The 13,948-nt window shown below is 63.0% G+C and carries 13 protein-coding genes; 8 read left to right on the forward strand and 5 right to left on the reverse strand.

Annotated features, from left to right (window positions below; genetic code table 11):
* Nucleotides 1-89: 89 nt before the first annotated feature.
* The 4 genes from AC3WJD_RS04990 to AC3WJD_RS05005 all read right to left on the reverse strand — a co-directional run bounded on the left by AC3WJD_RS04990 (nt 90) and on the right by AC3WJD_RS05005 (nt 4,907).
* On the reverse strand, nt 90-1,364 hold the full coding sequence (locus AC3WJD_RS04990) for a tyrosine-type recombinase/integrase (protein ID WP_492745092.1): 1,275 nt from the start codon (nt 1,362-1,364) through the stop codon (nt 90-92).
* 287 nt (nt 1,365-1,651) lie between these two features.
* Nucleotides 1,652-2,770: a glycosyltransferase family 4 protein gene (locus AC3WJD_RS04995; RefSeq protein WP_492745094.1), complete on the reverse strand. Its 1,119-nt coding sequence runs from the start codon at nt 2,768-2,770 to the stop codon at nt 1,652-1,654.
* The gene (locus tag AC3WJD_RS05000; RefSeq protein WP_492745096.1) at nt 2,767-3,900 is read right to left on the reverse strand and encodes a glycosyltransferase family 4 protein; all 1,134 of its coding nucleotides are present in this window, start codon (nt 3,898-3,900) and stop codon (nt 2,767-2,769) included. Before AC3WJD_RS05000 ends, AC3WJD_RS04995 begins: the two co-directional genes overlap by 4 nt.
* Nucleotides 3,897-4,907 carry a hypothetical protein gene (locus AC3WJD_RS05005; RefSeq protein ID WP_492745098.1) on the reverse strand — a complete coding sequence of 337 codons (1,011 nt, stop codon included), beginning with the start codon at nt 4,905-4,907 and terminating at the stop codon, nt 3,897-3,899. The genes AC3WJD_RS05000 and AC3WJD_RS05005 overlap by 4 nt, the downstream gene beginning before the upstream one ends.
* Between AC3WJD_RS05005 and AC3WJD_RS05010 the strand changes: the two genes are divergently transcribed.
* The 8 genes from AC3WJD_RS05010 to AC3WJD_RS05045 all read left to right on the forward strand — a co-directional run bounded on the left by AC3WJD_RS05010 (nt 4,897) and on the right by AC3WJD_RS05045 (nt 13,372).
* Nucleotides 4,897-6,297: a B12-binding domain-containing radical SAM protein gene (locus AC3WJD_RS05010; RefSeq protein WP_492745100.1), complete on the forward strand. Its 1,401-nt coding sequence runs from the start codon at nt 4,897-4,899 to the stop codon at nt 6,295-6,297. The genes AC3WJD_RS05005 and AC3WJD_RS05010 overlap by 11 nt on opposite strands.
* Nucleotides 6,297-7,109, forward strand: coding sequence for a class I SAM-dependent methyltransferase (locus AC3WJD_RS05015; RefSeq protein WP_492745266.1), 813 nt, complete (start codon nt 6,297-6,299; stop codon nt 7,107-7,109). Before AC3WJD_RS05010 ends, AC3WJD_RS05015 begins: the two co-directional genes overlap by 1 nt.
* A complete protein-coding gene (locus AC3WJD_RS05020) occupies nt 7,106-7,912 on the forward strand; it encodes a class I SAM-dependent methyltransferase (protein WP_492745101.1) in 807 nt (268 codons plus the stop codon). Before AC3WJD_RS05015 ends, AC3WJD_RS05020 begins: the two co-directional genes overlap by 4 nt.
* Nucleotides 7,909-9,432 (forward strand): B12-binding domain-containing radical SAM protein, encoded by a 1,524-nt coding sequence (locus tag AC3WJD_RS05025; RefSeq protein ID WP_492745102.1) that lies wholly within the window; start codon nt 7,909-7,911, stop codon nt 9,430-9,432. The genes AC3WJD_RS05020 and AC3WJD_RS05025 overlap by 4 nt, the downstream gene beginning before the upstream one ends.
* Entirely contained in the window at nt 9,429-10,106 is a 678-nt protein-coding gene (locus AC3WJD_RS05030; RefSeq protein WP_492745103.1) for a class I SAM-dependent methyltransferase, read from the forward strand. Before AC3WJD_RS05025 ends, AC3WJD_RS05030 begins: the two co-directional genes overlap by 4 nt.
* 1 nt (nt 10,107) lies before the next feature.
* Entirely contained in the window at nt 10,108-11,166 is a 1,059-nt protein-coding gene (locus AC3WJD_RS05035) for an amidohydrolase family protein (protein WP_492745104.1), read from the forward strand.
* A 74-nt stretch (nt 11,167-11,240) separates the two neighbouring features.
* On the forward strand, nt 11,241-12,608 hold the full coding sequence (locus tag AC3WJD_RS05040; protein WP_492745105.1) for a hypothetical protein: 1,368 nt from the start codon (nt 11,241-11,243) through the stop codon (nt 12,606-12,608).
* Between the two features lie 17 nt (nt 12,609-12,625).
* Nucleotides 12,626-13,372, forward strand: coding sequence for a TylF/MycF/NovP-related O-methyltransferase (locus AC3WJD_RS05045; RefSeq protein WP_492745107.1), 747 nt, complete (start codon nt 12,626-12,628; stop codon nt 13,370-13,372).
* 4 nt (nt 13,373-13,376) lie between these two features.
* Here the strand turns inward: AC3WJD_RS05045 and AC3WJD_RS05050 are convergent, their stop codons facing one another.
* A complete protein-coding gene (locus tag AC3WJD_RS05050) occupies nt 13,377-13,736 on the reverse strand; it encodes a cupredoxin domain-containing protein (protein WP_492745108.1) in 360 nt (119 codons plus the stop codon).
* Nucleotides 13,737-13,948: the final 212 nt, after the last annotated feature.

Consider the following 13,948-nt stretch of genomic DNA (forward strand, 5'->3'; position numbering starts at 1 on the left):
CAAGCGACGCCCATCCCGCTCAGGCCGGACCGGCCAACCAGCAAACCCGCGCGGGAGCGCGGATGGCGCGAGCCATGGGAGCGGTATTGTCAAACCGAAGGTTCGAACAACGCGATGCGCCGACTGGTGTCGGGGGCGGATGCAGGACGATGCCCGACCAGCTCGGCGCCGGAACAGATGCGATCCAGATCGACTTCCCACAGCATCAGTGCCTCACGCTTTTCATTCAGGTAGCTGTGGCGCTGGTAAATGCCGACTATCCCGCCGCGAGATCCGGCGACGTGATTGAGGATCGCTTCGACGACCTCGAGCCGAACGCCAAGGCGCTGCATACCTGTGGCGACGGTTCGCCTCAGATCGTGCAGCGACCAGTGTGGCACCGCGCACCCCATCTCGACCTCAAGCTCGGCCCTGATGCGGGTGACCGCCTTGGAGAGGCCACCCGGCCCATTTCTGACATTTCCCCTGGCCGGAAAGAGTTTGATCTCATCATGTCTCGTGGTCAGCGAGCGTAACAAATTCGTGGCCGCAGGGGCCAAAGGCACCAGATGCTCGACATTGTTCTTCGCCCGCGCGCGCGGAATCGTCCACATCGCCCTTTCCAGATCGAACTCGTGCCTGTCTGCGTCAAAGACCTCGCTGCGTCGCTGCGCGGTCAGAAGCAGGAGCCGCAGTCCTTCCCCCCAGGGATATGGCTGCCTCGAGGCCACGCGCCACAAGGCGCAGATTTCGCGTTCGCTTAACACCCGGTCCCGCGGCGGCGGCTTTCTGGGTCTGCCGGCGTCGCGACAGGGGTTGGATGGCAACCTGTCCAGCCGCGGCATCGCCCAGCTGTAGAAGCTGCTCAGTTGCGCGTGCACCAGCCGCGCCATAACGGGCGACGTCACGGCAATCTCATCGATGACGCGCGTGATTTCGCTACGCGTGACAGCGTCCGCCATGCGCGCGCCAAGGCGCGGCAGAATGTACTTTTGGAAGATCCGCTCCACTTCGCGGATGGATCGCAGGTGCTGCTTGGCGCCACGATAATGGGGCCAAAGGCCTTCAATCGTGACCAGCGATGAACCCGCACTACGGACGGGGAGGATAGCGACTGCGGGGTCCACACCAGCTTCAATGTCCGACAGAAACTGGCGCGCCTTCTTGCGGGCATCCGCCAGGCCAAAGCGTGGCCCGTATCGCCCAAGTGACACGTTACGTAATTTGCCGGCAATCCGCTTGCGGAGGATGAACGTCTTGGCGCCCGTCTTGCCCACGCGGATTCGCAATCCCGGCACCTTGGAATCGCTGAACTCGATCTGACCCGACGTTGGCGGCCTAAGACCAGCGAGCTTGGCATCCGTGAACAGTACCGCCTTGGCCATGATGCCACACTCCACCTGCGACATCATTTTACCTTAGGTAAAAGTCATATCAAGACATCACTAATGCCAAACTGACATGATCTAGGAAATTTACACAACTACGGACAAATTCATACAGTCATGGACGCAAATTTTTCTCAATTTGACTTCTTTTAATCAGTGGGTCTCTGAGTTATAATCCGGAAGTCTCGCGAAAAAAACGACAACTTAGTGACAAATCACCTTCCGGTTGACCGCGAAAGCCGGTTGGAGGCGCAGTCGCACACCCCCTGCCCCGAGCGATATTTTCACATCGAAGCGCCGCCAGCCCCTACATCCTGATAAAGCCGCCTGAAGCGCTCAGCAGTGAAATCAGCGTCGTAGCGTTGCGCACGCTCCTGCGCCTTGGTCGCAAGACGAAGTCGTTCATCTTCGTTGAGAGCGATGTAAAGAATCGCGTTCGCCAGACTCACGCTATCTCCGACTGGCACGGCGAGTGCCGCATGCGGTGAAAAATCGGCAACATGCCCCACCGATGTGCCGACAGTCGGTACACCTGCAACGGCTGCCTCAAGCATAACCAGAGGACCAGCTTCATGGATGGAACTGACCACCAGCAGATCTGCCCATTCAAACCATGCGCGCAGCTCGGCATGTGGCAAAAAACCCCGGAAGCAGACGCGGTCTGCAAGGCCGAGCTCGATCGCGCGCTGCTGGATCGCGCCGCCGAGTGTGTCCCAGCCAATCACTTGCAGCTCAAAGGAAATCCCTTGATCCTTGAGGATGGCTGCGGCTTGCAGCAGCGTATCCTGATCCTTTACGGGATTCAGACTGCCGACGTGTAGCAGTCGTATCGGTCTGGATCCATTGCGAGCCCGGGGCGGACGCAGCGGCCATCGATCCAGGGCCACGCCAAGCGGCACCGTTACGGCGGCGATCCCCACCCGTTTGGCCTGCTCGCGCATCACGTCGCTCGGCACCGTGATCATGTCGGCCCCCGCTGTTGCGAGGCGGAGCGCCAAGCGGCCGCGAAAGTTCCGTACGCCGCCATAATTTATGGACGGGTGGCTCGCCACGTCGCCGCCCGGGAGCGTTAGCAGAAGGGGCACTCCGAGCAGGCGCGCGGCCGCAGCCCCGACCAATCCCAGAGGCACCGCCCAGAAAGCATGGACTATATCGAACGGACAACGGCGGTGCTCAGTGAGCAGCATCGACAGGAGCGTGAGTGTCTGTGGTCTTCGCCCCGCATTGTGAACTTGCGCGCCAAGCAGTGACCACCGCCCCGGCGAGGGCTCTTGATTCAGCGCGAAGACATGGACTTCGTCACCGGCCCGCACGAGCCGCTCGATGAGCCACAAGAAACAGGGAATGACCCGTTCCGTCCCGCTGCGGTCGACGCCGCCGGGGGTGAGGATTGCGACCTTCACAACCGTCTCGAATTTGCGGCGATCTTCTCATAGGCGGCCATGAGGCGCGCGCCGACGATATCGAAAGACAGGTGCCGCGCGAAATGGTTCGCGACATTGAGCCGCAACGCCTCACGTGGCCTTGCCGCGAGCGCTACTATTGCTTTGGCGAATGCATCGGAATCGCCGACCGGCGCCAAAGCGCCTACATCTCCCCCTCCGGTCAAGGCATTGAAGGAGGGTATGTCGCTGACGATCGGCGGCAGACCGCAGGCGAGCGCCTCGATCAACGCATAGCCCGTGCTTTCCCGGTGACTGCCGAGCAGGAAGAAGTCGCTGGCGCGACAAAGCGTTTCGATCCGCTCATGCGCAACTCGGCCAATCAGATGGACATGCGCGGCGAGAGTCCGATCCCTCCGGAGCAGCTCTTTCACCTCGGGCAGCAGCTCCGCGCCCATAAAGACGCACCAGAGTTGAGGGTCGGGAAGCTGCGACAGCGTTTTTCGCACTGCGTGAAAAATGGTCAGAGGGTCCTTGTTCCGGTTGAGATGTCCTACCCAGAGTAAGGCGGGATCGCCGAACACACCCGTCTCGCGACGCGCCGCTTCGCTGTCCCCGGGCGTGAAGCCGCTTGTGCATTCGGGAATCGCGACGACAGGAATTCCCACGGGCAATTGCCTCCTCCCCAGAAAGGGCTCGGCTTGGGTGCGCGATGTGAACGCGGCTGCTGCAGCCTGCTCATATCCCCAGCGACGAAGCGGACTGAGCCGGCTATCAGGCCTGCTCCCATGATCTTGCACCAGCATCGGGATGCCAAGGCTGCTGGCGGCGTGGGCATGAAACGGGAAGTCGAGACCATTGAAATGCACGATGTCGGGTGCTTCCCGCTTGATTGCTGCCGCAAGTCGCCAGGGCAGAATTCCGGGACCCGATCCTTTGCGGAACCTTGGTTCGGGCACGAAGCGATAGACCACGCCGTCGCGCCGGTACTCCGCCATCAACTTGCTCGCCTGCAGAACTGTCACGTCCGCGCCGGCTCGCGCGGTCGCGGTCGCAACCGCCGGCAGCGTCGGCCACGCCTCAAGCAATGCTTCCGGATCCCGGCTTCGATGGTCGATGACGCAGCTCACCTGCACCACGCGCAACGTCATGGCGCGGCAATCGAGCCCAGGAGGGCCAGGTTCCGGTGCAAGAGATCTATGGCTTCGGCCGGGTCGGCCGAAAGCGTCAGTCGCCAGGCACCGTGCCGCGCAAGAGTTTCAAGCGCGACCTCTATGTCGCCGCGCAAGAGATCGAAACCGGGATCCAACTCGCCCAGGGCACGCATGGCTTCTTCGTTGCCGATGCGCTGTAGCGAGGCCTTGGTTCCTGGATTCAGGACGCACAGCACTGCCCTGCGGGTGAAAATGGCATGGTAGTTCGAGTCCAGTCGCACAGAATGCTTGAGCTTGCCGCTGCGGATACGAGTCGCGTTCCCGCTGCCGGTCGGAGCGTCTTCGGGAAATAGGTGAATGGGGCGTGGCACGCCCCAAATGCACAATTCCGGCTCCAACTGGATATAAACCGCGTCGTCGGACAACACCCTGAAACCGGCCTCGTAGGCTGCAAGCGCCAGGCAACTCTTGCCCGTACCGCTGGGGCCGGCAAGAAGCACCGCAAGCTCTCTCGCCACGAAAGCTGAAGCATGAAGCGGAGTGCGACCCCTGCGCGTGACGAGAAAGAGTATCAGGGGATCGAGGACCTCCTGACGTAGCCTCTCCGCATCGCGAAGAAGCTCCTCGTCTATCAGACATTCGGCGCAACCGCTGTCGGCATCGGCCCAAGCTTCCACTCCCCCGCCCCGGATCCAGAGGCGCTGCCCCTCCACCTCGATCTCGGGATCGTCGGCGCGGTGCAGATCGCGACTAAGCGCAAGATTGAGGCGTATGGGTTTTGCGGTGCCGTCGGCATCGGCTTCCCAGCCACGACAGGCCTCGGCCACGGCCGCGAGCAATTCTGGTCGGGTCCCTTCCACTGCAAGCGGGATTCCGAGCGGCAAAAACGCGCCAGTGACGCAATCGTCGGCCGACGCTTCTCCGCTATATCGAATTAATTTTGAACCTCCCGGCGGCGGCGGGGAACCTACAGAAGTTGGTCGGGGCCGCGTCGTGATTCTCATCGCTCACTCGTTCTTCCTTCAGCGAGACCCTAAGCAGTTGGAGCGGCTTAGACCGTACCCGCCGCTGGCAACACTTATCGCAGCCGCTGTCCTGCGCGATCGTGGCCATCGCGTGGCGCTGTTCGATGGCACATTCGAGCCATCCGCGAAGGCATTCGAGGTCGCGCTTGATCGAATGGAGCCATCGATCGTCCTGCTTGTCGAGGACAATTTCAACTTCATCACCAAGATGTGCACGGAAAACCGGCGACGGGATGCATTGGACATGATCCGCGCGGCACACTTGCGTGGATGCAAGGTGGCAGTGAACGGTCCAGACGCTTCCGATCAGGCAGGTCGGTATCTCGAAGCCGGGGCTGATGCTGTGCTCGTCGGAGAGGGGGAGTTTGGCGTTGTGGATCTCGCCGAAGCGTTTGACAGCGCCGATGGTGGGCTTGAGCGTATCAGCGGGCTGATCCTTCGCGGCGTAGCTGGTGAAATCCGCCACACAAAGCCGCGTGGACGGGAGCAGGATCCGGATATCCTGCCTTTGCCGGCCTGGGATCTGGTGAACGCCGACGCTTACCGTCAGGTCTGGACGAGCGCGCATGGCTATTTGTCATGGAACATGGCAGCCTCGCGCGGCTGCCCTTACAGCTGCAACTGGTGCGCCAAGCCGACGTTCGGGCGCCGCTACACGCAGCGCTCGGCCGCATCAGTCGCCGAAGAGATGCGGCGCCTCAAGGTAGACGTCGCACCCCACCATATTTGGTTCTCTGACGATATTTTCGGGATGACCGAAAAATGGATTTTCGACTTCGCGCGCGAGGTAACGGCGCGCGACGCGCTTATTCCGTTCATGATGCAGTCGCGAGCCAATCTCATCAATTTTCGCGTTGCCCAAGCGCTGCTGGCCGCGGGCGCGGAGGAGGTGTGGCTGGGGGTTGAGTCAGGGTCGCAGAAGATACTTGATGCAATGGACAAGGGCACCAGCGTCGAAGACGCACGCCTCGCAACCAGGGCGCTCAAGGCGCACGGTATCCGTGTCGGGTGGTTTCTGCAGCTCGGCTACCTCTCGGAAGAATGGGAGGATATTCTGATGACGCGGGACCTTGTTCGCGAAGAGGCGCCCGACGAAGTCGGAGTTTCGGTCTCCTATCCGCTGCCCGGCACCGTCTTTTACGAACGCGTTTCCGCGCAGCTTGGCGCGCGACGCAACTGGAGCGACACCGGCGATCTCGCGATGCTCTTTCAGGGGACGTATGATTCGGCCTTCTACCGCATGGTCCGCGACGCGCTGCACGCAGCCGTTACGTCCCGGGCAGTCGACGAAGATCTGTGGGACGATCTGGCGAGGCAGGCGGCGGCACACCGTACGCCGGCGCCGCTGCGTGCCGGATTCCCGGCGTGATGGTGTCGAACGCCGAGCTTCTTCCGTCCGGCCAGGCATTCGACGCCATTGCCGACAGCTTCGACACACGCTTCGAGCCTTGGCTGAGCGTGGCGGCGCAACGGCGGGCTGTGCGTCGGGAACTTGTTGCCGCGTTTCCGGAAGGGGCACGGCTGCTCGAAATAGGCGGTGGCACCGGCATTGACGCAGCGTGGATGGTGGCCCGGAATCGCTCCGTTTTGCTAACCGATGCGTCGCCGGCAATGGTCAGGGCTGCCACACGGAAGCTGGGCGACGGAGCCGCCGAAGTGGTGGCCGCAGAGCATCTCGACCGCCTGGTTACGCGCGGCGAACGGTTTGACGGTGCCTTCTCCAATTTCGCAGCGCTGAACTGCGTCGCCGATCTTGCGCCAGTAGGGGAGAGCCTGGCCCATATGATCCGGCCCCGCGGCCGTGTCCTGTTGGTCGTTTTCGGCTGCTGCTCGCCAGGCGAGATGATCACCGAAGCTGCCCGCGGCCGCTTCCGCAACATGTTTCGTCGTTTCGCGCGAGACGACGTGCCGGCGTCACTTGGCGGCCGGCACTTCACCGTGCGTTATCATCGGCGACGCGATGTGCGGGCCGCACTGGCACCCTGGTTCCGTCCCCTGGGCGCCAGGGCAATCGGCCTCTTGGTGCCGCCAAGTGCGGCGGAACCGTGGATTTCGCGCCATCCGCACCTGCTTGGGGCGCTGGAGGCGATTGACCGGCTGGCCGCACGACCGCTCGCCTTCTTGGGAGATCATGTCCTCTACGCCTTCGAGCGTGTTGGCGACGCGGTGGCCCCGCAATGACGCCGACCTTTCCTCAGGCGGTTGAACGCTTCCGCCGCGAATACGGCGCCCATCGCGCCGCCGAGGGGCGGGACTATTGGGGCGACGAGCTGTTGAGCCTGCCTTATCTAAAAACCGGCCCACTGGCGCGGCAATGGGCCGTACGTGCCCGAACCTTCGATGCCTTCCTGGAGCATGTAGTCCGGCCGATGGGCCGCGCCGCGGGACGGCCGCTCCAGATACTCGATCTGGGTGCTGGCAACGGATGGCTGAGCTATCGCCTGTCGACCGAGGGGCATGGCTGCACGGCGGTCGATATCCGGGACGATTCGGTCGACGGGCTGGGTGCGGCGGCGCGTTTCATTGATCGGGCCAGTTTCGAATGCCTGGTAGCATCCTTCGAAGACTTGCCGCTTAGCGCGGATTTCGCTGATCTCGCGGTGTTCAACGCATCGCTCCATTATTCCACCGGCCTCGAAGCGACGATCGCTGAAGCCGTGCGTGTCGTTCGCCCGGGCGGGCGGATTGTGATCCTCGACTCCCCGTTCTACGCCAGGACCGAGGATGGCGATGCCATGGTCGCCGAGAAACACGCTTCGGCGCACGTCCAGTTCGGCGCTCGGGCGGAAGACCTGCTCGCCTTGCCTTTTATCGAGTTCCTGACCCCGGAACGGCTCGAACAGGCTTCGGTCGCGCACGGCCTCATCTGGCATCACCGGCGCGTATCCTATCCCCTTTGGTACGAGCTGCGGCCGGCAGTCGCTTTCCTCCGTCGCAAAAGAGCGCCGTCCAGGTTCGATCTCTGGATCGCGACACTGCCATGATCCTGTTCGTCAACCCTCGCGCCACTCGGCCAAAGAACCGTCGCTTCCCGCTGAGCGTGATGGCTATCGGGGCCGCGCTTCCGCAGTCGATCGGCTGGGAGATCGTGGACGGAAACCTGCCTGACATCGACGTCCTCGCCACTATCGCCGATCTTGTGGATGCCCACGCCGCAGTTCCTGATCCGGTCCGCCTTATCGCGGTGACCGTCATGCCCGGGCCGCAGCTCGTCAACGCGGTGCCGCTGTCCAGGGGGCTCAAGCAGCGTCATCCGGACATCCCGATCGTCTGGGGAGGCAATTTCGGCAGCCTCTATCCGGCGCCGGTCCTCGATGCGCCCTATGTCGACTGGCTGATCCGCGGACAGGGGGAACAGACGTTCCTCGATCTGCTCAAGGTTCTCGATGGCTCGCTCGACCCCAGGACAGTCCCCGGGCTCGCCTTTCGCGAGGCCGACGGATCGCACTGGATCGGATCGGAGCGCATATGGGTCGGGCCCGCTGAACTGCCGGATCCTCCCTATCACAAGATCGATGTGGGCGAATATCTCCACCCCACCTTTCTCGGCCGCCGATCCGGCGTGTATCAGGCCTCGATCGGCTGCCCATACGCCTGCAGCTTTTGCGGCGTGATTTCGGTCTTCGGCCGGCGCGAGAAAATCCAGCCGCCCGAGCGGACGGCTGCGCATCTTCAATTTCTTGCGCGCAACCACGGAATGGACTCAGTCCACTTCTACGACAACAATTTCTTCCTGAACGAAGCCCATGCGCGGGAGATCGCGAGGGCGTTGATGCCGCTTGGTCTCAACTGGTGGTGCGAGGCGCGCGTCGATGCCCTGACACGTTTCTCAGACAGCACCTGGCGCCTTCTGAAGTATGCTGGCCTGAAGATGGTCTTTTGCGGCGCGGAATCCGGTTCAGACGCCGTGCTTGCGAAGATGAGCAAGGGAATCACGACCGATCAGGTTGTCGAGGTTGCCGCAAAAACCCGCGAACATGGCATCATTCCGGAGTTCTCTTTCGTTTTCGGCGATCCCGACGAGCCCGAACGCGAGATCGAGAACACGCTGCGTTTCATCCGCCGCTTGAAGGGCATCAACCCGCGGATGGAGCTGATCAGCTATTTCTACACCCCGACGCCGCAGCGGGATGCGACCTATGGCAATGTCGACCCGCTGACCGGAACGCCCGATGATCTGGAGGTGTGGAGCGAGCCCGAATGGGTCAACTGGATGACCCATGAAGACCCGATCGTGCCGTGGATGAACCGGCGACTCAAAGCACAGGTCGAGGATTTCGAGACCGTGCTCAGGAGCCGCTTTCCCTCGGTGCACGATTACAAGACGCGACCTTGGGGCAAGGCTCTCGGGCAGGTTCTGGCGAGGCGGCGCTGGGATCGAGCCGATTATGCGAACCCGCAGCTGCTTCGGAACGTTCGGCAGCTGGCGCAAAGAGCGCCCGAAGACCGGCAGGCCTATGGCCACCTCCGTCCTGCAGGCGCGCATATGGAGTTCGGGGCATGAGCGTCCTGAGTGCACGCGATGGCTATCGGCTCTGGGCGCCAACCTATGCCGGCGAAACGGCAATCTCGCATCTCGAGGAGAACCTCGTCGCCGACATGACGCCGCCGCTTGCCGGCCAACGTCTGCTCGACGCGGGATGTGGCACGGGGCGCCGCCTCCGCGACGCCGATGCCGCGTCGGCGGTCGGCGTGGACCTTAGTCCGGAGATGCTGAATGCAGGCTTGGGCAGCGAGCGCCATGAGGCGACCGTCCAGACGATGATCGGTGATGTGCGCGCGCTCCCGCTGCCCGATCGTGCCTTCGATGTGATCTGGTGCCGGCTCGTGATCGGCCATCTGCCCGAGTGTCGCCGCGCCTATGCCGAACTCGCACGCGTCGCCGACGCCGGGGCGCACGTGATCGTCACCGATTTTCATCCATCGGCTTACGCCGCCGGCCATCGGCGAACCTTCCGACATCAGCAAAGCGTGCACGAAGTGGAGCATCACGTTCACGAGGTTGGTGACCATCTGGCGGCCGCGCGTGGCGTGGGCCTAGAGTTGGCTGAAATCCGCGAAGCGAAGATCGGCCCGGACGTTCGCCCCTTCTACGACGACGCCGGCCGCCCTGGCCTTTACGAGGAGCATCTGGGCCTTCCGGTCGTCCTCGCCCTAGCCTTTCGGTGCGGGGGCTGAGATGCGGCTCCTCATCGCTGCCCGCAATCGCGCCGTCGCGGTGGAAGACGGATATATCGTCGAGCCCGAAGGACCCTTCGACATTGTGCTGGAGTTCCCCGACGCGGATGTCCGGCCGGGGCTGATCAATGCCCATGATCATCTTCACCGGAACCATTATGGTCGCCTGGGCAAGCCGCGCTACCGCAACGCCTATCACTGGGCACAGGACATCCAGCTTCGCTACGCCGACCATATCGCGCGGCAGCGGCGGATCGCGCGGCGCGAAGCGCTGCTCCACGGCGCCTGGAAGAATCTCTTCGCCGGCGTCACCACGGTGGTCCATCACGACCCGTGGGAACAAGATTTCGAGCAGGACTTTCCGCTGCGCGTGCCGCACGTCCGCAATGCCGACTCGCTCGGCATGACCCCATGGCTAGACTCAATTGAGGGGAGCGGCCCCTTCTGCCTCCACCTTGCCGAAGGAATTGATTCCGAAGCGGCCAAGGAGGTCCGCACACTCGATGCGAAGGGTCTGCTGACGGCCGAGCTGATGGCCGTCCACGGCGTTGGCATTGATGAGGATGGCATCGCGCGCTTCCGCGCCGCCGGCGCTGCCCTGATTTGGTGCCCGACCTCCAATCTCTTCCTCTTCGGCCGGACGGCGCCCGACTCGCTTCTGCGCAGAGGAACGGACGTGCTTCTCGGAAGCGATTCGCTCCTTACTGGAGCAGGCGACCTGCTCGACGAACTCAGACACGCGCGCGCGCTCGGTGTCCTCAGCGATGATCGTCTGGAGGACGCAGTCGGTCGCATCGCCGCTCGCCGGCTGGGGATTGCCCAGCCAACGCTCGACGCAGGCGCGGCCGCCGACCTCTTTCTCCTGTCAAAGCCGCTCCTTGAGGCCACGGCCAAAGACGTCGTCCTCGTCATGATCGGGGGCTCCCCGCGCGTCGCGAAACCGGAGCTTGTGCCGCGGCTGAAAGGTCTCGCTGACGATGGCAAGGAAATGAAAGCCGGATCGGTGGTCCGCTGGACCAGTACAGGCGCTTCCAAAGCGTATGACGGGAGGTTGTTATGATGGCGTCACGAATGGAAAAACGTCGCCCCCGGGGGATCATTCTTTCCGCCAGCGGAGCCGGAAGCAGCATCCCGGTGGCCCTGGCGCTCGGCTGGCTTGCGAGCGCGGTGCCCGCCGCGGCGCAAACCGCCCCCCCTTCAGCGCAGAATGTACCGGGTGAAACCGAAGACACGCCGGCCGCGGATCAGCAGGATCCAGCCGCAGCGCCAGAGGAAGAGGCGCAAGCCGAGGGTGCGGGTGATACCGGTTCCGAGACCGACATCCTGTCCAGGAACAGCCTCTATCTGTTGCTGGACGGACGCTATGTCATGGCCGAGGGCAATAGGTCCTGGGTGAATGGCGGGCTGGGCAAGACGCGGTTCCAGGGCAGCTCGGACGGGGATGCCAAGCTTCGCATCGTGCCCGTCGAGGCTGCGCTGATATGGACGCCGCGCTTCACCGGCTCATTGAGCGCAAATGTTTCCGCGGGCTGGCAGCGGGACCAGGAGAACGACTTCGATCTGATCGAGGCGTTCGTCTCCTTTCTCCCCGAACAGACGGGAAACGTGAACTTCTCCGCGCGCGCCGGGCTTATGTGGCCGGAAATTTCGCTCGAGCATTCCACTGGCGGCGCGTGGAGCGTCGTCAACACGATCACGCCATCGGCCATCAACAGCTGGGTTGGCGAAGAGGTGAAACTCATTGGCGTCGAAGCGACACTCAGTGCGAATCTCGGAGAACATCGGTTGTCGGCAACGGGGGGCGTATTTGGGTTCGATGACACCTCGGGCACGCTGCTTTCGTTCCGCGGATGGGCGCTCCATGACGAGAAGGCGACGGCATTCGGCCATTTTCCGCTTCCACCGCTCAACGACTTCATCGTCCATCTCCAGGAAGACCGGACACGGTCGCTCATCGAAATCGACGATCGCCCGGGCTTCTACGGCAGGCTCGACTGGCGTCCGCCATGGCCATTCGGCCTGTCGGTCTTCTACTATGACAACCGCGGCGACCCCGAGGCCTTCACGATGGTCGGCCAATGGGGCTGGCGCACCCGCTTCCTGAACGTCGGTCTCGATGCCGATCTCGCCCCCGGCACCAGGCTGGTCGCACAGGGCATGACCGGCTCGACGATCATGGGATTCGAGGAGGAGGGTGTTCGGTGGGTCCACACGCACTTCAGATCCGCCTTCATGCTGTTGACGCATGAGATCGGCAAGGGCGCCGTTACCGGCCGCGCAGAGATATTCGAAACCGATGAACGAGGCAGCGAAATGTCGCGCGACGAGAGCGAAGACGGCTGGGCACTTACCGCCGCCGGACGCTGGGCAATCACCGATAATCTGACGGCGTTCGTGGAGGCGCTGCACGTCTGGAGCGAGCGCGGCGTTCGGCGCAATCTCGGATTGCCGGCGGAGGAGTCGCAAACCGTCTTTCAGGCCTCGCTTCGCCTGAGGTTGTAATGGGTCGGATCCCCCATATGGCGTCGGGACCGCCAGGACTACGCCCCCGGATCACCGCGGGGTCGCTGCTGCGCACGCTTCTCGCGCGCCGCGGTTCGATCCTCTCGAACCTGGGCCCCGAATGGCAGGCCAATCTTGGGATCGTACGCGATACCCGAAGGCGGGTGCCATTGCTCTTGAGCGATGCTGCGGCGTTGCATATCCAGGCCTGCGTGCGTGCGGCCAGGCGGCTCGACGGTGCCATGGCCGAGGCAGGCGTGCTGATGGGCGGCAGCGCCCGCCTGATCTGCGAAGCAAAAGGCGACGCCAGCCTGCATCTGTTTGACGTGTTCGAGACACTCCAGGCACCCGATCAGCCGCAAACGCCTGCAGAAGCCCGGATTCGCGCGCATTTTGGAGAAGTTCACGGATGTCGGGATCAGGTGGAGCGACTGCTGGTGCCTTACGGGGGCGTTCATCTGCACCCGGGCATCTTTCCTCAATCCACCACGGGTCTGGAAAACACGCGGTTTTCCTTCGTCCACATCGACATGGACCTGCCTACGAGCACTCGCGACGCACTCGCCTTCTTCCAGCCTCGGATGCTTGCAGGCGGCATCATCATCGGCGACGACTACAACGATCCCGGCGTTCGAAGTGTCTTTGCCGATTACTTCGACGGCCTTGATGACACCGTCATCGGCCTGCCGTGGCGCCAGGTCATGGTGGTCAGACAGGGGGCCGGACCGGGCCTGTCATCCTCATGGGCTGCGCCCCGCAATTAACCGGTCACTGCGCTGCAACCTTGAGCGTTCCGCGCATCGAAGGGTGGACGACGCAATAGAGCTGGTACGTTCCCGCCTTTTTTGCGGTCATGCGCCCACTCTTGCGTGGCGATATTCGCAGGTCGAAGCTCCTGTCCCGCGCAGTTACCGAGTGCAGGACGGTGTCGTTGTTGGACCAGACGATCGTGTCGCCAACCTTGACGTCCGAGGGTATCTTGCCGAAGCTCATCCCCCTCATCGTAACAACATGCTCGCGCGACGCGGCCTGAAGCGCTGCGGTACCCGCGACTGCGGTAACCCCCAGTGCAACCGCACCAATCATCAATGCGCGCCGCTTCCTCTGCGCCGGGATCAGCTTCCTCACGATCGGATCCTTTCCAAGGGCCCCCTGCTGCACTGTTGGTGCCTTCAGAATCGGCAAAGGTTCAATGTCGGATGCACAAGACCCGAGAAATCTGCCCGCCGCCGTCCGCGCGCGACCGTCCGCTATTCGACCGTAATGAGCGCCATCGGCTATTGATTGGCTTGTGGAAAGCGCGCACCATGGTTGGCGCGAGGTATGGCCGCCAGAGGGAC

The sequence above is a fragment of the Sphingobium sp. FW306-1B-F04DB genome (genome assembly GCF_058781925.1).